This is a genomic window from Stenotrophomonas maltophilia (assembly GCF_013464915.1).
Lineage (GTDB): Bacteria > Pseudomonadota > Gammaproteobacteria > Xanthomonadales > Xanthomonadaceae > Stenotrophomonas > Stenotrophomonas maltophilia_AT.
Genome location: NZ_RAVT01000056.1, coordinates 15650 through 39208 on the forward strand (window position 1 = coordinate 15650; position 23559 = coordinate 39208).

A 23559-nucleotide genomic window follows, 5' to 3' on the forward strand; every position below is an offset into this window, starting at 1 on the left:
GACCGCGCGAGCGGTCACCGCCACCCGGAGATTGAGTTGATGATGCATACCACCTTCCGCACGCCGGCGCGCCGGCTGCTGAGCACCGCACTGGTCAGCTGCCTGATGCTGGCCGCTGCTCCGAACGTCATGGCGCAGTCGGCCAACGCCAGCCTGCGCGGCCAGGTTTCCGGCGCCCAGGCCGGCGCCGAAGTGACCGCCACCAACGTGGCCACCGGCACCGTCCGTCGCGGCACCGTGCGCGCCGATGGCAGCTACTCGCTGATGGGCCTGGACCCGGGCACCTACGATGTGGTCGCCAACGGCCAGACCCAGAAGGTCACCGTTACCGTGGCCTCGACCGCCACCCTGAACTTTGCCGGTGCTGCCAGCAGCACCCCGGGTTCGACCGCAGCCACCAACCTGGACACCGTCAACGTCGTCGCGCCGACCCTGCTGCAGGAAGTGCGTACCTCTGAAGTCGGCAAGACCGTCAGCCTGCAGCAGATCCAGACCACGCCGCAGGTCTCGCGCAACTTCCTGGAGTTCGCCGACGCGGTGCCGGGCCTGATCTTCACCCGTGACGCCAAGGGCAACACCTCGCTGCGCGGCGGCGCCACCAATGCCGACGGCACCAACGTCTACATCGACGGCGTGGGCCAGAAGAGCTACGTGAAGGGTGGCGGCGTGGCTGGCCAGTCCGGCAGTGCCGGCAACCCGTTCCCGCAGCTGGCCATCGGCGAATACAAGGTCATCAGCGGCAACTACAAGGCCGAGTACGGCCAGGTGTCGAGCGCCGCAGTGACCGCGGCCACCAAGTCCGGTACCAATGAATTCAAGGGTGAGGCGTTCTACCGCTACACCGACGAGGACATGCGCGCCAAGACCCCGGCCGAGCGCCAGGGCGGCAAGGACAAAATGGTCTCGGCCGAGAAGGAATACGGCTTCGCCCTGGGTGGCCCGATCATCCAGGACAAGGCCCACTTCTTCGTGACCTACGAAGCCAAGCGCTTCGACCTGCCGGTGACCATCGCGCCGGATGGCGCGGTCACCGCGGCTGCCGGTCTGCTGCCGGCAGCCGGCGCCGCCGGTCTTGGCCCGGCCAGCCAGCCGTTCCAGCAGGACCTGATCTTCGCCAAGATCGACTTCGAGCCGACCGACAATGATCGCATCGAGCTGACCTTCCAGGACCGCGACGAAACCCAGTCGCAGTTCAGTGGCCAGACCTCGCCGCAGGCCGGGCGCGAAGTGGTCAATACCGACCGTCGCTACGCCCTGCGCTGGAACCACAGCGGTGAGCGTTACTACAACGAATTGATGGTCACCCACGAGGATTCGTTCAACAACCCGACCCCGCTGACTCTGGCCAACGGCATCACCTACACCGCGCCGGACGGTCCTGAAGACCGCACCGTGGTGAAGATCGGTGGTGCATCGGCACTGGATTCGCAGGTGAAGGGCCAGAAGGGCTGGTCGATCGAAGACAACCTGACCCTGGATGGCATCCAGTGGGCCGGCGACCACACCATCAAGATGGGCGTGAAGTACAAGCAGATCGACCTGTACGCGTCCGATGCAGCGCAGATCAACCCGACCTTCACCTATTCCCTGGGCGATCCGGACTTCCCGGATTCGATTCCGTACAAGGCGCAGTTCGTCAAGCCGGTGACCGGCGTGTCGGGCGTGTCCGGTGAAGTGCGTTCGAAGTCCAAGCAGTACGGCGTGTTCATCCAGGACGACTGGCAGGTCAACGACCACCTGCAGCTGAACATCGGCCTGCGCTGGGACTACGAAAAGACCCCGACCTACCTGAACTTCGTAACCCCGCAGCAGGTGGTCGACGCCATCTATTCGCAGGATCCGCGTGCGCCTGCCGGGCAGACCTACGCCGATTCGCTGGCACTGGGTGGCCTGGACATCAGCGACTACATCAGCAACGGTCACAACCGCAAGGCGTTCAAGGATGCCTGGCAGCCGCGCCTGGGCTTCTCGTATGACATCAACGCCGACGAGCAGCACGTGATCCACGGTGGTGCCGGCCGTTCCTACGACCGCGACCTGTTCGACAACCTGCAGCTGGAAACCACCAAGCTGGCCCTGCCGCAGCCGACCATCTACTTCCGCAACCCGGCCACCGGCACCTGCATCAACGGCCAGGCCGCCTGCTATGACTGGAACCCGAACCTGCTCAACGGCATCGGCAACCTGCAGTCACTGGTCGGCGCGACCAGCAATGCCGGTCTGGAAGTGGACCTGCTGAACAACAAGCTCAAGGCGCCGTACTCGGATCAGTTCAGCCTGGGCATGAGCAACCGGATCGGCGAGTGGCTGACCGATGCCACCATCGCTCGCACCCTGAGCTACGACGGCTTCGCCTTCACCCTGGGCAACCGTTACCCGACCGGCCAGTTCTTCGATGACCCGCGCCTGTGCGGTGGCACCGACCCGGGCCTGAGCCAGGCGTGGAGCTGCAACGTGCCGGGCTTCGGCAGCCTGATCATCGGCCAGCAGGGCATCAAGACCCGTGCCACCCAGGTGCTGCTGTCGGCGCAGAAGCCCTTCACCAAGGAAAGCGGCTGGGGTACCTCCATCGCCTACACCTGGACCACCGCCCGCCACAACCGCGACATCAACGAGAAGTACGCGTTTGACCGCGGTCTGATCGGCGACTATCCGACCATCCGCTCCAACGGCGCGCCGCGCCACCGCCTGGTGGTGACCGGTTCGTATGCGGGCTTCTGGGGCATCACCTTCGGCGGCAAGATCACCCTGGCAACCCCGACCGCGGTCAACGACTGGTACCCGGTGATGCAGGCCAGCGGCTACACCCTGCCGACGCCGCAGGCGGCCGTGCCCAACGCCACCGGCAAGTTCCTGGTGGGTGGCAAGATCTTCGGCTACCGTTCGGTCGACCTGCAGGCGACGAAGACGTTCAAGATGCCGGGCGATACCGAGCTGTACGCACGTATCGACATCATCAACGTGTTCAACTTCGACAACTTCTCCACCTACAACTACGTCAAGACCAACGGCAAGCTGCAGGCCAGCTACAACGAGACCGGCGAAATCATCGGTACTCCGCGTCAGATCAAGGCCGAAGTGGGCTTCCGCTTCTAAGCCCGGGTGTAGATGCACGACCCGATGCCGCCGGTCCGCCGGCGGCATCGGCTGAATGGATGCATGGCAATGGCCGGCTTCGTGCCGGTCCATTGCCCACGCCGCTGCCGGCCAGGGGGCAGCGGCGTGGGCAATGATCGCGGTGTCAGGCCACGATTTTCGTGGTTTTTTAAGAACGCACCTTGTAAACGATTTCAGATCATTGGACGTTATGCTTTCCCATCGATCAGACCACCGGAGGAATCGCGCCATGCAGGCACGCCATCTGTTGTCCGCCGCAGCGTTGAGCCTGGCCGTGGCCGCCTGCCAGCCGGCCCAGCAGGAACCTGCCAAGCCGCGGCCGCCGGTGATCCTGATCGAGGCCGACGCACCGCCACGGCCGATGAAGCCGGAGCTGCCGCCGCTGTTCGATGACATCGAGCGCCGCACCTTCCAGTTCTTCTGGGACACCACCAACGAGATCAACGGCCTGACCCCGGACCGCTACCCGTCGCGGCCGTTCGCGAGCATCGCCTCGGTCGGCTTCGCGCTGACTGCGTATCCGATCGGCATCGAGAACGGCTGGGTCAGCCGCAACCAGGCGATCGACCGCACCCTGACCACCCTGAAATTCTTCCGCGACGTGCCGATGGGCCCGCAGCGCACCGGCAAGGCCGGTTACAAGGGCTTCTACTACCACTTCCTGGACATGCAGGAAGGCCGTCGCTACGACAGCTGGGTCGAACTGTCCTCGGTGGATACGGCGCTGCTGATGATGGGCGTGCTGTTCGCGCAGTCGTACTACGACGGCGACGATCCGCGCGAGAAGGAGATCCGCCAGATCGCCGACACCCTGTACAAGAAGGTCGACTGGCCCTGGCTGCAGCAGCGTGCGCCGCTGATCTCGATGGGCTGGTTCCCCGAGAGTGGCTTCATCGACCATGACTGGATGGGCTACAACGAGGCGATGATGGTCTACATCCTCGCCCTGGGTTCGCCGACGCACCCGGTCAGCCCGGACGCGTGGACGGTCTGGACGCGTACCTATGACAACGACTGGGGTGTCTACCAGGGCCAGGAATACCTGTCCTTCGGCCCGCTGTTCGGCCACCAGTACAGCCACGTCTGGATCGACTTCCGCGACATCCAGGACGCGTACATGCGCGAGCGCGGCAGCACCTACTTCCTCAACAGCCGCTCGGCCGCGCTGGCCCAGCGCGAATACGCCATCGCCAACCCGATGCAGTGGAAGGATTACGGCGAGAACGTCTGGGGCCTGACCGCCAGCGATGGCCCGCAGAACACCACGCAGGAGTACCGTGGCGAGCAGCGCCAGTTCCGCCATTACTCTTCGCGCGGCGCTGGCCTGCGCGAGAACTTCGATGACGGCACCATCGCTCCGACCGCCGCGATCGCGTCGGTGGTGTTCGCACCGGAACAGGTGATCCCGGCCACGCTGGAGATGCACAAGCGCTACGGCGATTACATCTATTCCAGCTACGGTTTCCTGGATTCGTTCAATCCCAGCTTCAACTACGACATCCCGATCAAGACCGGCCGCGTGGTACCGGATCGCGGCTGGGTCGCCAGCGATTACATCGCCATCGACCAGGGGCCGATCCTGACCATGATCGCCAACTACCGCAACGACTTCGTCTGGGAAGTGATGAAGAAGAACCCGTACATCCGCAAGGGGCTGGAGCGGGCCGGGTTCAGTGGTGGCTGGCTGGCACCGGAAGGTTCGTTCCAGCCGCTGGAACTGCAGAAAGACGAAAAGGCCGCGGCGGCACGCGCGGTGGGTATCGCCGAATCACGCGCGGCTGCCGCGCAGGAACAGAAGAACAATGCCAACCGCACCACAGGCCAGGGCAAGTAACCCGATGCCGAACTGGATCGACCGCCTGCGTCGCTGGGCGCTGCCCGCCCTGGCCGCGCTGGCCGTGGCCGGCTGCGCCCGTACCGAACCGGGCACCACCACCGTGCGCTTCTGGGCGATGGGCCGCGAAGCCGAGGTGGTCAGCGAACTGATCCATGAGTTCGAAGCCGAGAACCCCGGCATCAAGGTGGATGTGCAGAACATTCCGTGGACCGCTGCGCACGAGAAGCTGCTGACCGCGTTCGCCGCCGATGGCCTGCCGGATGTCTGCCAGCTCGGCAACACCTGGGTGCCGGAGTTCGCCGAGCTCGATGCGCTGACCCCGTTGCAGCCGTTCGTCGATCGTTCGGCCGTGGTTGATGAGAAGGATTATTTCCAGGGCATCTGGGATACCAACGTGATCCACGGCGAGCTGGTCGGCGTGCCGTGGTACGTCGATACGCGCCTGATCTACTACCGCAAGGACCTGCTGGCCAAGGCCGGTTACGACCACCCGCCGCGCACGTGGCAGGAGTGGGACGAGCAGATGGCGGCGATCAAGCGCATGCAGGGCCCGAACCGCTATGCGGTGCTGATGCCGATCAACGAGTTCGAGCAGCAGCTGTCGCTGGCGCTGCAGCAGCCCGACCCGCTGCTGCGCGACGATGATACCCGCGGCAACTTCGCCAGCCCGGGCTTCCGGCGCACGCTGGCCTTCTACGCCAACATGTTCGAGCAGGGCTGGGCGCCGAAGATGTCCGAGACGCAGATCTCCAATGTCTGGGACGAGTTCTTCCGTGGCTTCAATGTGTTCTACATCTCCGGCCCCTGGAACATCCGCGAGTTCAAGAAGCTGCAGCCCAAGGAGCTGGAAGGGCAGTGGGGCACGGCCGCGCTGCCGGGACCGGACGGCCCGGGCGCCGGCATCGCCGGAGGTACCAGCCTGGTGATCTTCCGCAAGTCGCAGCAGAAGGAGGCGTCGTGGAAGCTGATCGAGTTCCTGTCGCGCCCGCAGATCCAGGCACGTTTCCATTCGATCATCGGCGACCTGCCGCCACGCCGCAGCACCTGGAGCGCGCCGTCGCTGGCCAACGATCCGCTGGCCGCCGCGTTCCGTGACCAGCTGGAGCGGGTCAAGCCGACGCCGAAGGTGCTCGAATGGGAGCGCATCGTGCAGGAAATGCGCATCGTCACCGAGAAGGTGGTGCGGGGTGGCCTGCCGCAGGACAAGGCCGTCGAAGAACTCGACCAGCGCGTGGACAAGGTACTGGCCAAGCGCCGCTGGATGCATGAACAACAACGCCTGCAGCAGCGCGTGTCGTCGCCGCGGTCAAGCAGTGCCGTCGCCGCCGGGAGCGCGCAATGAAACGTACTTCGCTTGCCGGCTGGATCTTCGCCGGCCCCTCGCTGATCGTGCTGGGCGTGTTCTTCGGCCTGCCGGTGGCCTCGGCGCTGGCGCTGAGCGTGACCGACTTCGACCTGTATGCGCTGGCCGACAGCAGCAACCTGCGCTTCGTCGGGCTGGGCAACTACATCGACCTGCTGCAGACGCCGATGTTCTGGAAGTCGCTGTGGAATACCACGTACTTCGTGTTGATCGGCGTGCCGTTGTCGATCGGCGTGTCGCTGGGTGCGGCGATGCTGCTCAATGCGCCGGCCGCACGCTTCAAGGCGTTGTTCCGCACCGCGCTGTTCGCGCCGGTGGTGACCACCCTGGTGGCGGTGGCGGTGATCTGGCGCTACCTGTTCCATACCAGCTACGGCCTGGTGAACTACGGGCTGGGCCATCTGGGCATCAGCCCGATCGACTGGCTGGGTGATCCCAACTGGGCGATGCCGACCATCATGCTGTTCGCGGTATGGAAGAACTTCGGCTACAACATGGTGATCTTCCTGGCCGGCCTGCAGGCGATCCCGCATGACCTGTACGAGGCCGCGCGCATCGACGGCGCTTCGCGCTGGAAGCAGTTCCTGCACATCACCCTGCCGATGCTCGGCCCGGTGCTGCTGGTGGTCGGGGTGATCACCGTGTCCGGCTACTTCCAGCTGTTCGCCGAACCGTACGTGATGACCCGCGGCGACCCACTGCAGAGCACCGTCAGCGTGCTGTATTTCATGTTCGAGGAAGGCTTCAAGTGGTGGAACCTGGGACGCGCCTCGGCTGTGGCGTTCCTGCTGTTCCTGATCATCCTGGCGGTGACCACCGTGATGCTGCGTTTCGGCCGCAAGAGGCAGTTGGTATGAGTCGTGAAATCGGCCAGTCGCGCTGGTACCCGTGGTTGATCAATGGTGCGTTGCTGGTGCTGGCCCTGGTCAGCCTGGCGCCGCTGCTGTGGATGGTCTCGGTCTCGTTCATGCCGCAGGGCGAGGCCAGCCATTTCCCGCCGCCGCTGCTGCCTTCCAGCGTCACCACGCACAACTACCATGAGCTGTTCGCGCGCACCGGCATGGGCGGCAACTTCGCCAACAGCCTGCTGGTGTCGCTGGGCATCACGGTCGGTTCGCTGCTGCTCAACACCATGGCCGGCTACGCCTTCGCCAAGCTCAACTTCGTCGGCCGCGAGCGCCTGTTCCAGGTGCTGATGGCGGCGCTGGTGATTCCGGCGCAGGTGGCGATGCTGCCGCTGTTCCTGCTGATGAAGCAGCTGGGCCTGGTCAACAGTTTCGGCGGCGTGATCGTGCCGGCGCTGGCCAGCGTGTTCGGCATCTTCCTGGTGCGCCAGTACGCACGATCGATTCCGGACGAACTGCTGGAAGCGGCGCGCATCGACGGGGCAGGGGAGCTGCGCATCTTCTTCCAGATCGTGCTGCCGATGCTCAAGCCGGTGCTGGTGACCCTGGCGATCTTCACCTTCATGGGCGCATGGAACGATTTCATGTGGCCGTTGATCGTGTTGACCGACCAGGAGCACTACACTTTGCCGGTGGCGCTGGCCACCCTCTCGCGCGAGCACATCATGGACGTGGAAATGATGATGGCTGGCGCGGTGGTCACCGTGGTTCCGGTGTTGGCGCTGTTCCTGGTGCTGCAGCGGTACTACATCCAAGGTCTGTTGCTGGGGAGCGTCAAGGGATGAAGCGAGCGATCGCCGTTGGACTGGGCCTGTTGTGGACCTCCCTGGCGATCGCCGCACCTCCGGCGCTGCCGGCACCGAAGGTGCTGGACGACTTCGACGACATCGCGGCCTGGAAGCTGGTGCTGTCCGACCAGGTCAGCGGTTCGCTGCGCCCGGTCAGCGGAGCCGGCGGTGGCCGCGCGCTGTGCCTGGACTACGATTTCCACGATGTCTCCGGCTACGTTGGCATCCGTCGCGCGCTGAACATCGAGTACCCGGTCAATTACCGCTTCGGCTTCCAGCTGCGCGGTGATTCGCCGGGCAACGACCTGCAGTTCAAGCTGATCGATGCCAGCGGCGACAATGTCTGGTGGGTCAACCGGCCCGGCTACAGCTTCCCCAAGGCATGGACGCCGGTCGAGTACCGGCGTCGGCAGATCGACAAGGCATGGGGGCCATCGCCCGAGAAGGAGATGGCGCGCAGCGCCGCCGTCGAGTTCACCATCTACAGCAAGGTCGGCGGCCGTGGCACGGTGTGCTTCGACAAGCTGACCCTGCAGGGCCTGCCGCCGCAGGATGATTCGGCGCTGGTGCCGTCGGTGATCGCCGATACCGCCACCGCGCTGCAGGACCGCATGATCGATGGCAAGAGCGATACGTTCTGGATCAGCGGCGGGGTCAAGCAGCAGACCATCAGCCTGGACCTGCACAAGAGCCGCGAGATCGGCGGTGCGGTGATCGACTGGCTGCCGAACCTGGAGGCGCGCCGCTACACCGTGCGCACTTCCGAGGATGGCCGTGACTGGCGCACCGTGCGTGAAGTCACCAGTGGTGGCGGTGGTCGTGACTGGCTGGCGCTGCCGGACACCGATGCACGCTACGTGCGCTTCGATCTGCAGGATGGCCCGAACTGGCGCTACGGCATCCGTGACATCGCGCTCAAGCCGCTGGCGTTCGCCGCCACGCCCAATGCTTTCCTGTCCTCGGTGGCCGCCGATCTGCCGCGTGGCTCGTTGCCGCGTGCCTATGTGGGCGAACAGCCCTACTGGACCCTGCTCGGCCTCGATGGCGGCCAGGAACAGGCGCTGATCAGCGAAGATGGCGCGCTGGAACCGGCCAAGGGCAGCTTCAGCATCGAGCCATTCATCCGCCTGGACGGCAAACTGCTGGACTGGTCCAAGGTGGCCATCGCCCAGTCGCTGCAGGATCACTACCTGCCGATCGCCAATGTCGACTGGGTGCATGAGAAGGTCGGCCTGGCGGTGACCAGCTTCGTGCAGGGCACACCTGAGCGTGCGCAGTTGATCGGCCGCTACCGGCTGAGCAATCCGGACAAGGTCGCGCACGAGTACACCCTGGCGCTGGCGATCCGCCCGTGGCAGGTCAATCCGCCCACGCAGTTCCTCAACACCGTCGGTGGCTTCAGCCGCATCGATGCGCTGGATGTCGGCGAGCAGCTGGTGCGGGTCAATGGTGAGCCGCGCATCTACCCGCTGCAGGTGCCGGATGCGCGCTTTGCCAGCACGTTCGATGGCAAGCTCGATGCGATGCATCTGGCGGACGGCAAGTACCCGGCGGCCACCGCGGTGAAGGACAGCACCGGCATGGCGTCGGGCGCGTTGATCTATACGGTCAAGCTCGAGCCCGGCCAGAGCCGCGAGGTGGCGGTGGTGCTGCCGCAGACCGGTGGCTGGGCCCCGAAGGCGCTGGACGTGGCCAAGGCGCAGGCGCAGGTAGCCGAGCAGTGGCGGCAGAAGCTGGGCGTGGTCTCGCTGCAGGTGCCCGCTGCGGGCCAGCCACTGGTCGACACCCTGCGCACGGCAGTCGCGCACATGCTGATCTCGCGTGTCGGGCCGCGCCTGCAGCCCGGCACGCGTTCCTATGCCCGCAGCTGGATCCGCGATGGCGCGATGATTTCCGAGGGCCTGCTGCGCATGGGGCGCAGCGATGCGGTGCGTGACTACATCAACTGGTATGCGCCGTACCAGTTCGAGAACGGCAAGGTGCCGTGCTGCGTCGACGCGCGCGGCAGTGACCCGGTGCCGGAGAACGACAGCCACGGTGAGCTGATCTACAGCATCGCCGAGTACGGGCGCTATACCGGCGACAGCACCTTCACCGAGCTGATGTGGCCGCACGTGCAGGGTGCTTACAGCTACATGGAGCAGCTGCGCGCCAGCGAGCGCACCGAGGAGAACCGCGCGCGCAACCCGGCGTTCTATGGGATGATGCCGGCTTCGATCAGCCACGAAGGCTATTCGGCCAAGCCGATGCATTCGTACTGGGACAACTTCTGGGCGTTGCGCGGCTACAAGGACGCGGCGCTGCTGGCGACCCAGCTGGGCAAGGTCGAGGCGATGCAGATCGCCGAATCGCGTGACCAGTTCCGTGATGACCTGCAGGCCTCGCTGCTGTCGGCGATGCAGCAGCACAACATCGACTACCTGCCGGGCTCGGCCGAGCTGGGCGATTTCGATGCGACCTCGACCACCATCGCGCTGGCGCCGGGTGGCGAGCAGGGCCGACTGCCGCAGCAGGCGCTGGAGGCGACCTTCGAGCGCTACTGGAAGGAGTTCGTGGCCCGTCGCGATGGCAAGCGGGAGTGGAAGGACTACACCCCGTACGAGTGGCGCAACGTGGCGGCGTTCGTGCGCCTGGGCTGGCGCGACCGCGCCTGGCAGGCCACCGAATTCTTCTTCAAGGACCGTGCGCCGCAGGCCTGGAACCAGTGGGCCGAAGTGGTCTCGCGCACACCACGCAAGCCGTTCTTCGTCGGTGACCTGCCGCATGCGTGGGTGGCCTCGGATTTCGTGCGTTCGGCGCTGGACATGTTCGCTTACAACCGCGATATGGATGATGCGCTGGTGCTGGCCGCTGGCGTGCCGACCGCGTGGCTGCAGGGCGAGGGAATCGCCGTCCAGGGCCTGCGCACGCCGCAGGGCCAGCTCAACTACCGCCTGCAGCGCAGCGACAAGCAGCTGGTACTGGAGGTGCAGCCGGGCCTGCTGCCACCGGTCGGCGGCGTGGTGTTGCCGTGGCCGTACGCCGGTGATCCGGGCGAGGCGACCATCAACGGCGAAGCGGCCGAATGGATCAACAAGGAACTGCACGTGCACCAGCTGCCGGCGCGGGTCGAGATCGATGTACCGAGCGCGGTGCGCCGCGCCGAGCGCAAGGGGCAGTAACGATGAAGCAGCAGGGGGCAAGGGCGCGCACGACCGTGCGTGCCCTGGGGCTGGCAATTGCATTGGCATTGCCGGGCGCGGTGATGGCGGCCGAGCCAGCCGCCGCGGCAGCGGCTGGCGTCGCCACCGCGCCAGGCATGAGCATGGTCACCTTCAACCTGCATCATGACCGCGAGGACTGGCCAAGCCGCCGCCGCACCATCCTGGCCGAACTCAAGCGCCTGCAGCCGGATGCGGTTGCCCTGCAGGAGGTGATCCAGCGCCGCAACGTGCGAAACCAGGCGCAATGGCTGGCACGCCAGCTCGGCTACCAGTACGTGTTCGTGTCCACCGATCCGGTCGGCGCGCCCAAACGCTACGGCAATGCACTGCTGACCCGGCGACCGATCCTTGCCCGCGGCGATCATCTGCTGCAGCCGCTGGACGACTACCGCACGGTTGCTCACCTGCGTATCGACGTCGACGGCACGCCGGTGAACGTATACGCCACGCATCTCAACGAGCGCAGTGACGAGGGCGGGCAACGCATCCGCCGCAGCCAGGTCGAGGACCTGCTGCGCTTCATCACCGCTACCTCGGCCGGCGCGCCGGTGGTGATCGCGGGCGACTTCAACGCACTGGTGGATGCCGGCGACCTGAGCGAGCTGCGCAGCCACTACGGCGACAGCTACGGCAGCGTGCATGTGAACACCGACCTTGCCGGGGTCAGTACGTTGAACCGGCACTACTACCAGGCGCCCTCGCGGATCGACCACATCTTCTTCCAGCAGGACCAGATGGTTGCGCGCGAGGCGAAGCTCCTGTTCGACCAGCCCGACGACAGCGGTCGCTGGGCCTCGGACCACTACGGCGTGTGGACCCGCCTGCAGTTCGCGCCGGCGCGCTGATGTCCTGGTAGCTGCCAACCTTGGTTGGCACGGGCGTGTCCGCGTTCGCTCCAACAACGGCGCCGACCAAGGTCGGCCTCTACCAGGGCGCTGTACGCGCCCGGCGCACAAACAAAAACGGCGGGGATCATCGATCCCCGCCGTTTCGTTTTCTACGCGATCAACGCGCGATCAGTTCGCCGGCGGCGTGCGCTTGGCGGCCTCTTCGTCTTCTTCGTCGGCCTTGGCTTCCGCAGCCTGGGCCGCCGCGTCGGTATGGCCATCGGCCACCGGGTCGATCGACGGCGTCACCACGGCCTCGGCGACCGGGGCAGCGGGTTCCACCGGCGCGGCTTCCACCGCCACCGGGGCGACCGGCTGTTCGGCGACCACGACGGGCTCCACGACCGGCTTCGCTTCAACCACCGGAGCAACCTCAACGGCCACCGGCGGCTGGGCTTCGACTACCGGGGCGGCTTCAACGATCTCCGGCTTCGATTCCACAATCGGCGCGGCCTCGGCCGCAACCGGCTTCGCTTCGATCACCGGAGCGGCTTCAACCACCGCGGCCGTTTCAGCCACAACCGGCTTTGCTTCGATGACCGGCGCAGCAGCGTCCACCACCGGAGCGACGTCGGCGACCGGTGCGGCAACGGCGACCGGCTGGGCCGGGGTAGCGGCGTCGATGGCATCGAGCATGCTGGTCTGCACCGGCGAGGACACCACTTCCGTCTTGGCGACGGTTTCGACCGTAGCCTGCACCTCGGTCACGACCGGGGTGGCGGCTTCGACCACGGCGCTGCTCACCACTGCGACCGGCGCGGCGACAACAGCGGCGGCAGCGCGGGCCGGCTTCTCGGCTTCGACAGCGACCGGCTCGGCTTCGTCATCGAAGTCGAACTCCGGCTGCGAACGGGCCGGCTGCGCAGCAGCGACCGGCGCGGTGCCGGCAGCGCTGTCGACGTTCGGCTCGGCGCCGTCGGCGTCATCACCGTCATCACCATCGTCCTGGTCATCGCCCAGGGCGTCGCTGCCGGCGGCGTTCTCGGCACCACCGCGACGACGACGACGGCCACCACGACGGCCACGACGACGGCGGGTCGCGCCTTCGCCTGCCTGTTCGCCATTGGCGTCGGTTGCAGCCTCTTCGCCGGCAACCACAATCACCTCGGCCTCGCCGGCAGCGTTGGCAGCGGTGTCGACCGGTGCGGCCGCTTCCGCCGGAGCGGTGGCCACCGGAGCCACCGGTGCGGTCGCTTCGTGCGCGGTCACCGCATTGGCGGCGACGGCCGTAGCGGCCATGGCTGCCGCTGCGGTCACGGCTTCAGCAGGTGCCTCGGCCGCGTTGCGCTGCGGCTTCTCGGCCGGCTTGTCACCGTCCTGCTGCTGCGGACGCGGCTGCTTGGGCTGCTTCAGCTTCGGCTGCTGCTGGTTCTGGTTCTGGCCCTGCTGCTCGTTGCGCGGCTTGTTCTGCTGCTGCGGCTGCTGCTGGCCATCCTTCTGCTGCGGCTCTTTCTGCTTGCCCTGCTGCGGCTGCTGCTGGGCATTGCCGTTGTTGCCGTTGCGGCCGTCCTTGCTGCGCTGCTCACCGCGGTCCTTGCGGTTGCCGCCGTCCTTCTGCTGCTGCGCGTTGCCGTTGCCGCCATTGCCACGGTTGTCGTCGCGACGGTCCTTGCGGTCCTTGTTGCGATCCTTGTTGCGGTCCTTGCGGCCGCCGTCCTGCTGCTGGCGTGCAGCCGGGGCTGCCGGCGCCGGCGCGGGCGCCGGTTCGCCACCGAACACGCGCTTGAGCCAACCGATCACGCCGCCCGCCGGGGCCGGCGCAACAGGCGCTGCAGCGACGGGCGCCGGGGCCACGGCGGCCGGCTCCACTTCCTCGCGCACCGGGGCGGGGGAGGTGTGCTTGACCTGGGTCACCGCCGGCGGCGGGATGTTCAGCTGGCCCTTGGTCAGGGCGTGCACCGGCAGCTTGCGCGGGGTGCCGCGCTGGTAGCTGGGCTTGTTGCTCTCTTCACCCAGCTCGTTCTCGCGCAGGCGGGTGACGGTGTAGTGCGGGGTGTGCAGCTGCTCGTCGGCGACGATCACGATCGGCGCCTCGTGGCGCTGTTCGATCTCGCGCAGGGCACTGCGCTTCTCGTTCAGCAGGTAATTGGCGATCTCCACCGGGGCCTGCACCAGCACCTGCCCGGTGTTCTCCTTCATCGCATGCTCTTCAGCCACGCGGATGATCGACAGCGACAGCGACTCGACGCTGCGCATGCGGCCGTGGCCGTCACAACGCGGGCAGACGATCTGGCTGGACTCGCCCAGGCTCGGGCGCAGGCGCTGGCGGCTCATTTCCAGCAGGCCGAAGCGCGAGATACGGCCGACCTGGACGCGCGCGCGGTCGTACTTCAGCGCGTTGGCGAGGCGGTTCTCGACTTCGCGCTGGTGCTTGTTGGAGGCCATGTCGATGAAGTCGATCACCACCAGGCCGCCCAGGTCACGCAGGCGCAGCTGGCGGGCCACTTCCTCGGCCGCTTCCAGGTTGGTCTGGAACGCGGTGTCCTCGATGTCGCTGCCCTTGGTGGCGCGCGAGGAGTTCACGTCGACTGCGGTCAGCGCTTCGGTCTGGTCGACCACGATCGAGCCGCCCGACGGCAGGCGCACGTTGCGCTCGTAGGCGCCTTCGATCTGCGATTCGATCTGGAAGCGGTTGAACAGCGGGATGTCGTCCTTGTAGTGCTTGAGCTTGCGCAGGGTCTGCGGCATCACCTGCTGCATGAACTCGCGGGCGTGCTCGTACATTTCCTCGGTGTCCACCAGGATCTCGCCGATGTCGGCGCGCAGGTAGTCACGCAGGGCGCGCACGATCAGGCGCGATTCCTGGTAGATCAGGAACGGGGCCGGCTTGCTCAGCGCGGCCTCGGCGATGGCGCGCCAGACATTGAGCAGGTAGTCCAGATCCCACTGCAGCTCTTCCGCATCGCGGCCGACGCCGGCGGTACGGATGATCACGCCCATGTCATCAGGGATGTTCAGCTTGTCCAGGGCGTCCTTCAGGGCGGCGCGGTCTTCGCCCTCGATGCGACGGGAGACACCGCCGGCGCTGGGCGAGTTCGGCATCAGCACCATGTAGCGGCCGGCCAGCGAGATGAACGTGGTCAGGGCGGCGCCCTTGTTGCCACGCTCTTCCTTGTCGACCTGGACGACGATCTCCTGGCCTTCCTTCAGCAGCTCGCGGATGCCGGCCTTGTTGTGGTCGACACCGGCCTGGAAGTAGTCGCGGGAGATTTCCTTCAGCGGCAGGAAGCCATGGCGGCCACCACCGTATTCGACGAAGGCCGCTTCCAGCGAGGGCTCGATGCGGAAGATCCGGCCCTTGTAGATGTTGGACTTCTTCTGTTCCTTCGACGGCTGTTCGATGTCGATGTCATACAACGACTGGCCATCCACGATGGCAACACGCAGCTCTTCAGCCTGCGTGGCGTTGATCAGCATTCGCTTCATTGTTGCGTTCCTCGCAAGCGGCTACCGCGCGGAACGCCATGGGGTTTCGCCTCTGGACACGGTTCGCCGCCCATTCGCGCAAGCGCGGGGAGGGCGGCTTGGGTTTCCAGCGCTACGACACCACGGCAGGCCGCGGGAGCGCTTCACTCTTATGGATTTTGGGGTGTTACAGGCCGCAGGCAGCTGTCAGCCAGGCTGGAGCGCCACGCGGGACATGTTCAGCACGGTTGCGTGTCAGGCATCCGGCGATGGCCGGGAAGGCCGGTGAGCCGCTAACATGGCCGCCCCGCGGGCGGTGGTCGCGCACTGTGCCGGATTCGTCGGAAGCTGGGCTTCTGGCCCTGAGTAACTTCCAACGAAATCAATCCCTTATCTCGCCCCCCGAGTGTAACAGAATAAACAGCCTGATGACCGCCCAAGACCCGACCAAACCCGCTGGCGACAAGCCTTCCGTGCGCATGATCACCGTTCCCGCCGACCGCGCCGGCCAGCGCCTGGACAACTTCCTGCTCGGCCAGCTGAAGGGGGCTCCGCGCAGCCTGGTCTACAAGCTGGTGCGCAGCGGCCAGGTACGGGTGAACGGCGGCCGTGCCAAAGCCGAACGCAAGCTGGAGGCGGGGGACGAGGTACGTGTGCCGCCGGTCCGTCTCAGTGAAGAGGGAGACAAGGCCGGTCCTCCGGAAGCGTTCATGCGCCGCCTGGAGCAGGCCATCGTCTTCGAGGACGCCCGCCTGCTGGCCCTGAACAAGCCCACCGGCGTGGCCAGCCATGGCGGCAGCGGCATCAGCTTCGGCGCCATCGAGACCCTGCGTGCGCTGCGCCCGGGGCAGACCCTGGAACTGGTCCACCGGCTGGATCGCGACACCTCGGGCCTGCTGATCGTGGCCAAGAAGCGCTCGGCGCTGAGCGAACTGCAGGCGCTGCTGCGTGAAGACCATGGCGCCGGCATCCGCAAGCGCTACCTGACCCTGCTGGCCGGGCGCATGCCCGACGGTGTGATGACGGTCGACGCGCCGCTGCACGTGGGCCTGCGCCAGGGCGGCGAGCGCCATGTGCAGGTCAACGCGATCGGCAAGGAATCGATCAGCCACTTCCGGGTGCTGGAGCGCCGGGGCGGCCATTCCTACTGCGAGGTGCGCATCGAGACCGGCCGCACCCACCAGATCCGCGTGCATGCCCAGCACCTGGGTCATCCGGTGGCCGGTGACGACAAGTACGGCGATCCGGCAGTGAACAAGCGGCTTCGTGAGCAGATCGGGCTGAAGCGCCTGTTCCTGCACGCGGCCTCGCTGGAGTTCGCGCTGGACGACGGCAAGAGCCCCTACGTGCTGAACGCGCCGCTGGCGGACGAGCTGGTCGAGGCGCTGGACCGCCTGCGCTGACGGCGGTTCGGCGGCGCCGGGTGCTTGGTCGGCGCCGTCGCTTCCCTGCGATGAGTGGGCTTGTCACTTTCTTTGCTCGTGCAAAGAAAGTAACCAAAGAAACACGCCGCCATCCGCGAGCCGGCGCTGCGCGCCGGTACCCCGCGCTCCTCGGTCCGCCGAGGGGCGGCGCGGAACTCGCTGCGCTCAGACACCCGCGCCTCTTCGCCCTCGCCGGACCTGCGGTGCTCGGCTCGCTACAAGGCGGACCTGACAGCCGCAGCGTAGACCCATACCCGCACGCGGCCCTTGTAGAGTCGAGCCACGCTCGACTCACGCGCACAGCGCGGGCTTCGCTTTTTCATTCTTTCATCGCGCGGCTGGCACGCCTATAGCCTGTCAGAGGCCGGGCGAGGTGGGTTTGCGGGGGTGTAAGCGCCATGGATGGCGCGCCCAAGCCCCCAAGAATGGGTTTACGGCGCCCCCCGCAAACCCACCTCGCCCGGCCCAACCCGGAATGTCGCTCCGCCAGCCGCGAGGGGGCTCAGCCCGTTGGCCGCAACCCCTTCACCACTTGAACAACACCAGGCTGATCGCCAGCGTGCCCATGCCAGCCACCAGTCCGTACACGGTTTCGTGGCCCTTGGCATAACGCTTGGCCGCCGGCAGCAGCTCGTCCAGCGCCAGGAACACCATCACGCCGGCGATCAGTCCGAACACCCAGCCAAACGTGGCGTGCGACAGCGATCCTGACAGCAGCCAGTAGCCCAGCGCCGCGCCCACCGGCTCGGCCAGGCCGGACAGCAGGCTCGCACTGAACGCATAGAACTTGTTCTGGGTGGCGAAGTACACCGGCACCGCGATCGCGATGCCCTCGGGAATGTTGTGGATGGCGATGGCGAAGGCCAGCGGCATGCCTACCGACGGGCTTTCCAGCGTAGCGAAGAAGGTCGCCAGCCCTTCCGGGAAGTTGTGCGCGGTGATCGCGACCGAGGTCAGCAGCGCGACCCGCTTCAGGTACTCGCGGCTGTTCTCGCGGAACGCAGGGTCCTGTTTGTCCAGGCTGTCATGCGGATTGGGAATGAAGTGGTCGATCAGCACGATCACGATCACGCCGGCCAGGAAGGCCAGCGTGCCGTAGGTGAAACCGGTGCGCTCGCCATAGGCCAGGGCGAACGAGGCGATGGACTTGTTGAGGATTTCCGACAGCGACACATAGACCATCGCGCCGCCGGCGAAGGCCAGGCCGAAGGCCAGCAGGCGCGGGTTGGGGCGGCGCGAGAACAGCACCAGCAGGCTGCCGATGGCGGTAGCGAGGCCGGCCGCAAGGGTGACCGCCAGCGCGATCCAGATGTTTTCGGGGGGGATCTGCAGCATGTACCGACGCGGTCCTGGTCAACAGACAACCGCCCCGGGCAAGGCCGGGGCGGCGGGGGCGAGGCGGGCGTCGGCTGGCCTCGTCGGGGCGCGGGCGATCAGCCGCCGCGGCGCAGGCGTTCTTCGATGGCGAAGCACTGGTCCGGCTTCGGCTGCGGCGGGTTGAAGCTGACCGGCACCTGGATGGTGGCCGGCACCGGCTGGCCGTTGCGGGTGGCCGCATTGAACTGCCAGCCCTGCACGGCGGTCCTGGCCAGTTCGTCCAGCTGCGGGTTGCCGGCGCCGGTCAACAGGGCCACGTCGCTCGGCTTGCCGTCGGTGCCGATGGTGACCTTGAAGGTGCTGGTGCCGCCCACGCCCATGCAGGCCAGCTCAAGCGGGTACTGCGGCGGCGGCGTCTTCACCGCAGCCACTTCGGTCGGCGGCGGCGGTGGCGGTGCCGGCGGTTCGGACGGGCCACAGCCGGCCAGGCCGGTCGCAGCGATCAGGGACAGGCTCAGCAAACGTACGTTCATGGCAGTTGCTCCGTCAGGGCCGAAGTCTTTGCCGCGCAGATGAAGTCGTTTTCGCTCAGGCCGCCCACGTCGTGGGTGGAAAAGCGCACGACTGCGCGGTCGTAGTGCACGCCCAGGTCCGGATGGTGGTCCTCGCGGTGGGCAATCCAGGCCAGCGCGTTCACGAAGGCCATGGTGGCGTAGTAATCCTTGAAGCGGAAGGTGCGCGTCAGGGCCTGTCCGCCCTCGCTCAGCTCCCAGCCGGGAATCTGCGGCAGCAGTTCGGCCAGGCGGGCCTCGCCGAGCTTGTGGTCGCTGCCTTTGCGCGGCACGCAACGGGCCTGGGCCAGTGGAATCAGGTCGGCCATGGGAATCTCCACCTCGTGTTGACTGAACAATGCGCCGGACGGTGTATAAACCGAATGAGCGGCTGACGCTTACTTGGCTAGAATAGCCTGATGATCCAGATCTCCGACACTGCCCAGACCCATTTCCGCAAGTTGATCGAACGCGAGGGCGTGCCCGGCATGGGCGTGCGCCTCAGTGCGGTCGACCCCGGCACTCCGCGCGCCGACGCCCGGCTGGAATTCGCCGAGCCGGCCGACCTGCTCGGTGACGAGTGGGCGGTGGACTGCGATGGCTTCACCCTGTATGTCGATGCCGGCAGCGTCGGCTGGCTCGATGGCGCCGAGATCGACATCGTCGCCGGCAGTGCCGGTACCCAGCAGCTGACCATCAAGGCGCCGCGCATCAAGGGCGAAGCACCCGGCGACGCCGCCTCGCTGGTCGAGCGCGTGCACTGGGTGGTGGAAAACGAAATCAATCCGCAGCTGGCCTCGCATGGTGGCAAGGTGGCCGTGCAGGAAGTCTCGGCCGAAGGCGTGGTGCTGCTGCGCTTCGGGGGTGGCTGCCAGGGCTGCGGCATGGCCGATGTGACCCTCAAGCAGGGTATTGAAAAGACCCTGATGGGCCGCGTGCCGGGCGTGACCGCCGTGCGCGACGCGACCGACCACGACAGTGGCCACGCGCCGTATATCCCTCGCGGCAACGCCGCCTGATCGCTGACGCGTGCCTCTGACCCGGGCCGAGCAGTTCATCGACCTGCTGCTGGCCCGCCAGCAGCCCAGGGCCGTCCTCGAGAAGACCACGCGCCTGCCGTATGGCTGGGCGTTGTGGCTGCGCTCGCTCGGTCCGTTGCCGCGGCCGCTGCACGCCAGCGAGTTGATCGCGGTGCTGCTGCCGCGTCCGCTGCCAGGGCCACCCGGGCAGTTGCCGCGGTTGTCACCCTGGCAAGCGCTGCGCCGTCTGTTCTGGCAGGACTGGGATGCTGCGCCGCGCGACCAGCGCTGGATGCGCTGGATCTCGGCATTGGCCAGTGCGCTGCTGCACCTGCTGTTCTTCATGCTGCTGCTATGGGTGGCAGTGATCCGCACCACGGCACCGGAAGAAGAAGGTGCCGAGGGCGAGCGCGTGCAGGTGGAGTTCGTCGGTCGCGCCACCCAGGAGGGCGGCGGCGATCAGCCCGGTGCCGAAGCGGCGGCGGCTGCACCTCCGGGCCAGCTTGCAGCTGGCCAGAACGCAGGGGCCGCAACGGCGCCTGAGCCACGTCCGGCGTCCGCGTCGGCAGCTGCGTCCGCTCCTGCTCCGGCTGCAACGGCCAGCGTGCCACCGCCGCCTGCCGAATCCGAGCCGGCGCCGGTCGCGGCACCGCCACCGTCACCGGTGCAGGCCACCGAAGTAGCTGAGGCCAGTACGGATTTCGTGGTGCCGCCGGTCAGCATGCCGCGCACGGAGGTCAGCATCGTGCCGCGCGACACCACGCCGACGGTGCGCGAGCGCAGCGTGCAGCCGGTGCAGGCGCCGCCCACCCCAGCCACACTGCGTGCGCCGGAGATCGCAGTGCGGGCACCGCAGTTGCGTGACATCCCGGTGCAGGAGCGCGAAGTCAGTACGGTCGATGCACCGGCGGTGTCGCAGCCGCTGCGCACGGCTGATGTACAGGTCCGTGTGCCGCAGCGCGACGTACAGGTGCGCGAGCGCGAAGTGCAGGCCGTGGTCGATCCGCAGGTGCGGATGGCCACTGTGGCTGGGCGTGAGCCGACCGTGCGTGCGCCGGCGGGCCGTGACCTGCAGGTGCGGGAGCGCGAAGTTGCCTCGGCACCCGCGGCGGCTTCTTCAACGTCCAGCGGCAGCGCGCCGGCGGCAACGGCGGCGCCTGCGGCCAGCGGCAGTGCGAGCCAGGCCACCAGCACGCCACGGCCGTCCGCCTCCAGCACGACACCGGCCCAGGCCGGCGCGCGCCCGGCTCCCAACCCGGGCAACTGGGCCACGCCTGCCAAGGGCGACGACTGGGGCGCGTCGAGCCGCAACCGCGACGGCGCCAGCAGGGGCGCAAGCCAGGCCAGTGCCGCCGGCAAGGGCAGTGGCCTGTTCAATGCCGACGGCAGCGTGCGCGTGCCAGGGCAGGAGGGTGACGGTCACGCCGAGCGTGGTGCCCCCGGTGGCGCCAACGATGGCTGGAGCAAGGAGCGCATCGCGCAGTCCGGCACCTGGTTGAAGCGGCCGCCGTACGACTACACGCCGACCTCGTTCGACAAGTACTGGGTGCCGCAGGAATCGCTGCTGGCCGAATGGGTGCGCAAGGGCATCAAGTCGATGGAGATTCCGTTGCCGGGTACCGGTACGAAGATCTCCTGTGTGATCTCGATCCTGCAGGCCGGTGGTGGCTGTGGCCTTACCAATCCGAACATGCAGGACCAGCCGGCGGTGGCACGGCCGCCGCCGGACATCCCGTTCAAGAAAGAGCTGCAGGAAGATAACGGCAGCCGCTAGGCAGGGGGCCGTGACCCACGCGCTGGCCAGCTCGCGCTTTGGCAGGGCCGGCTCGCGCTCTGGTAGGTGCCAACCTTGGTTGGCACAGAAGCGCCGACCAGGGTCAGCTTCTACCAAGGCATCAGCGCATGCCGACCCAGGTCGGCATCCACCAGGGCAGTGCCCTTACGCGCTCTGCGACAGGAACACCCAGAACGGCACATCGCGGCCGACCCAGTCGCGGCTGGCTTCATCCATCACATCCAGCAGGGTGTCGAAGTCCTTCTGGGTGGCGGCACGCAGTGCATCCACGTCGGCCAGGAACAGCGCGTAGCCGTTGGCCGGCAGCCATTGCAGGTCTCGCAGGTTGTCCGACAGCGCATCCCAGTTGCCGCCGAAGCCCGCCGGAAAATCCAGCTGCGCCGCCAGCCGCGCCAGCAGGGTGCGCTTGTCGGCCACGCCTTCCAGATCGATGCGGATCACCTTCAGCCCGGCGTCGCGCATCGCGGCGGCCAATGCGCTGATGTCGTCGCTGTCGATGGCGTAGACGCCAGCGTTGTTGATGTCATGCAGGCCGAGGCCGAAATCGTCATGGCTCATCACTGCGCTCCCTGGGCCGGTACGGTGAAGCTGCGGAATGATTCGTAGTGGTCGTCGGTGTAGTACCACGCCTCCGCCGGATCACCGCCGGTGACGATGCGGCGCGCGCCACGGGTGCGTGCGCCGGGGGTGTCCACGGTGTATTCGCGGTAGTAACCGCGCGGACGCTGTGGCAGCTGTTGTTCGCGGTTGCCGAAGGTGCTGCCGTCCTGGCGGTGCGGGAACGGCCCGCCGCGCTGGATCAGGGCGATCGTCTGCCGGGCTTCGGCGGGCAGGAAGGTCGGCAGGCCGTGGTCATTGCCTGCACCGGGTGCGGCCGGCGCACGCGCGGCGGGTGTGCCCTGCAGGTCCGGTGCGAACTGCTGCGCCGGTGGACGCTGCATGAAATGGTTGACGACCAGGCCGAGCAGCAGCAGGGCGATGGCGGTGATCAGCAGCCGGGGGTTGCGCATGGGCWGGGGCGGGCAGAGGGGGTGGCAGGCACTGTAGCGCTCCTGCGCTGCACGGTGCATGAGGAGATCGCTGCGTCACCGGTGCGTAACAATTGCCGTCGTGCTCACTGGCAGGACGCAATTTCCTTTACATCCCCCTTGGTAATCTGGCGGTCTGTCCCCATCATTCACCGCGCACCGCCCGACACCGTCGGGTGCCCTCGCAATCAGGAGATGCATCATGGCCTACACCCTGCCCAAGCTGTCCTACGCCTACGACGCGCTGGAGCCGCATATCGATGCGGCGACGATGGAAATCCATCACACCAAGCATCACCAGACCTACATCAACAACGTCAACGCGGCGCTGGAAGGCACCGAGTACGCTGACCTGCCGGTCGAAGAACTGGTGAAGAAGCTCAAGTCGCTGCCGGAGAACCTGCAGGGCCCGGTGCGCAACAACGGTGGCGGCCATGCCAACCACTCGCTGTTCTGGACCGTGATGGCGCCGAACGCGGGCGGCAACCCGGTGGGTGACGTGGCCAAGGCCATCGACAAGGACCTGGGCGGTTTCGACAAGTTCAAGGACGCCTTCACCAAGGCCGCGCTGACCCGTTTCGGCAGCGGCTGGGCATGGCTGAGCGTGACCCCGGACAAGAAGGTCGTGGTCGAGAGCACCGGCAACCAGGACAGCCCGCTGATGGAAGGCAACACGCCGATCCTGGGCCTGGACGTGTGGGAACACGCGTATTACCTGAAGTACCAGAACCGTCGTCCGGAATACATCGGCGCGTTCTTCAACGTCATCGACTGGAATGAAGTCGAGCGCCGTTACCAGGAAGCGATCGCCTGATCTGCGTTACTGGATGAAATGAAAAGGCCGGGGGAGACCCCGGCCTTTTTGTTGCAGTCGTCATTCGGTAGTGSCGGGGGGGGGGGGGGGGGGGGGGGGGCCCCCG

Annotated in this window: 17 protein-coding genes; 11 read left to right on the forward strand and 6 right to left on the reverse strand. The window is 66.9% G+C overall.

All coding sequences use genetic code 11. The annotated features are described in order from the left end of the window. The first annotated feature begins 39 nt into the window (after nt 1-39). From D7T59_RS18245 to D7T59_RS18275, 7 genes are all read left to right on the forward strand, one after another. Complete coding sequence (locus tag D7T59_RS18245; RefSeq protein ID WP_164135963.1) at nt 40-3096, forward strand: TonB-dependent receptor; 3057 nt, start codon at nt 40-42, stop codon at nt 3094-3096. 250 nt (nt 3097-3346) lie between these two features. After that, nucleotides 3347-4951: a glucoamylase family protein gene (locus D7T59_RS18250; protein WP_049430595.1), complete on the forward strand. Its 1605-nt coding sequence runs from the start codon at nt 3347-3349 to the stop codon at nt 4949-4951. A gap of 4 nt (nt 4952-4955) precedes the next feature. Beyond that, nucleotides 4956-6296 carry a sugar ABC transporter substrate-binding protein gene (locus tag D7T59_RS18255; RefSeq protein ID WP_180851776.1) on the forward strand — a complete coding sequence of 447 codons (1341 nt, stop codon included), beginning with the start codon at nt 4956-4958 and terminating at the stop codon, nt 6294-6296. After that, nucleotides 6293-7174, forward strand: coding sequence for a carbohydrate ABC transporter permease (locus D7T59_RS18260; RefSeq protein WP_005410323.1), 882 nt, complete (start codon nt 6293-6295; stop codon nt 7172-7174). Before D7T59_RS18255 ends, D7T59_RS18260 begins: the two co-directional genes overlap by 4 nt. Beyond that, complete coding sequence (locus D7T59_RS18265) at nt 7171-8007, forward strand: carbohydrate ABC transporter permease (protein ID WP_164135965.1); 837 nt, start codon at nt 7171-7173, stop codon at nt 8005-8007. The genes D7T59_RS18260 and D7T59_RS18265 overlap by 4 nt, the downstream gene beginning before the upstream one ends. Continuing rightward, nucleotides 8004-11171, forward strand: a complete 3168-nt coding sequence (locus tag D7T59_RS18270) for a discoidin domain-containing protein (protein WP_180851774.1) — start codon at nt 8004-8006, stop codon at nt 11169-11171. The genes D7T59_RS18265 and D7T59_RS18270 overlap by 4 nt, the downstream gene beginning before the upstream one ends. A gap of 2 nt (nt 11172-11173) precedes the next feature. Beyond that, the gene (locus tag D7T59_RS18275; RefSeq protein ID WP_180851772.1) at nt 11174-12058 is read left to right on the forward strand and encodes an endonuclease/exonuclease/phosphatase family protein; all 885 of its coding nucleotides are present in this window, start codon (nt 11174-11176) and stop codon (nt 12056-12058) included. Between the two features lie 171 nt (nt 12059-12229). Here the strand turns inward: D7T59_RS18275 and D7T59_RS18280 are convergent, their stop codons facing one another. After that, nucleotides 12230-15526, reverse strand: a complete 3297-nt coding sequence (locus D7T59_RS18280) for an Rne/Rng family ribonuclease (protein WP_180851770.1) — start codon at nt 15524-15526, stop codon at nt 12230-12232. A 407-nt stretch (nt 15527-15933) separates the two neighbouring features. Between D7T59_RS18280 and D7T59_RS18285 the strand changes: the two genes are divergently transcribed. Further along, nucleotides 15934-16908 carry an RluA family pseudouridine synthase gene (locus tag D7T59_RS18285; protein WP_049433696.1) on the forward strand — a complete coding sequence of 325 codons (975 nt, stop codon included), beginning with the start codon at nt 15934-15936 and terminating at the stop codon, nt 16906-16908. 546 nt (nt 16909-17454) lie between these two features. Here the strand turns inward: D7T59_RS18285 and zupT are convergent. From zupT to D7T59_RS18300, 3 genes are all read right to left on the reverse strand, one after another. After that, entirely contained in the window at nt 17455-18264 is an 810-nt protein-coding gene (gene zupT / locus D7T59_RS18290; RefSeq protein WP_057495581.1) for a zinc transporter ZupT, read from the reverse strand. Nucleotides 18265-18362: 98 nt separating this feature from the next. Continuing rightward, entirely contained in the window at nt 18363-18779 is a 417-nt protein-coding gene (locus D7T59_RS18295; protein ID WP_164135970.1) for an energy transducer TonB, read from the reverse strand. After that, complete coding sequence (locus D7T59_RS18300; protein WP_005410315.1) at nt 18776-19126, reverse strand: 4a-hydroxytetrahydrobiopterin dehydratase; 351 nt, start codon at nt 19124-19126, stop codon at nt 18776-18778. The genes D7T59_RS18295 and D7T59_RS18300 overlap by 4 nt, the downstream gene beginning before the upstream one ends. Before the next feature lie 90 nt (nt 19127-19216). Between D7T59_RS18300 and D7T59_RS18305 the strand changes: the two genes are divergently transcribed. Together D7T59_RS18305 and D7T59_RS18310 are read left to right on the forward strand one after the other, a co-directional pair. After that, nucleotides 19217-19816 (forward strand): NfuA family Fe-S biogenesis protein, encoded by a 600-nt coding sequence (locus tag D7T59_RS18305; protein WP_164135971.1) that lies wholly within the window; start codon nt 19217-19219, stop codon nt 19814-19816. Nucleotides 19817-19826: 10 nt separating this feature from the next. Then, nucleotides 19827-21590, forward strand: a complete 1764-nt coding sequence (locus D7T59_RS18310; RefSeq protein WP_180851768.1) for a hypothetical protein — start codon at nt 19827-19829, stop codon at nt 21588-21590. Between the two features lie 165 nt (nt 21591-21755). On the opposite strand, the gene D7T59_RS18315 is transcribed toward D7T59_RS18310, so the two are convergent. Together D7T59_RS18315 and D7T59_RS18320 are read right to left on the reverse strand one after the other, a co-directional pair. Beyond that, nucleotides 21756-22169, reverse strand: coding sequence for a barstar family protein (locus D7T59_RS18315; protein ID WP_049429109.1), 414 nt, complete (start codon nt 22167-22169; stop codon nt 21756-21758). Then, nucleotides 22169-22621, reverse strand: coding sequence for a guanyl-specific ribonuclease (locus D7T59_RS18320; RefSeq protein ID WP_180851766.1), 453 nt, complete (start codon nt 22619-22621; stop codon nt 22169-22171). Before D7T59_RS18320 ends, D7T59_RS18315 begins: the two co-directional genes overlap by 1 nt. Before the next feature lie 220 nt (nt 22622-22841). Between D7T59_RS18320 and D7T59_RS18325 the strand changes: the two genes are divergently transcribed. Continuing rightward, entirely contained in the window at nt 22842-23453 is a 612-nt protein-coding gene (locus D7T59_RS18325) for a superoxide dismutase (protein ID WP_005410310.1), read from the forward strand. Nucleotides 23454-23559: the final 106 nt, after the last annotated feature.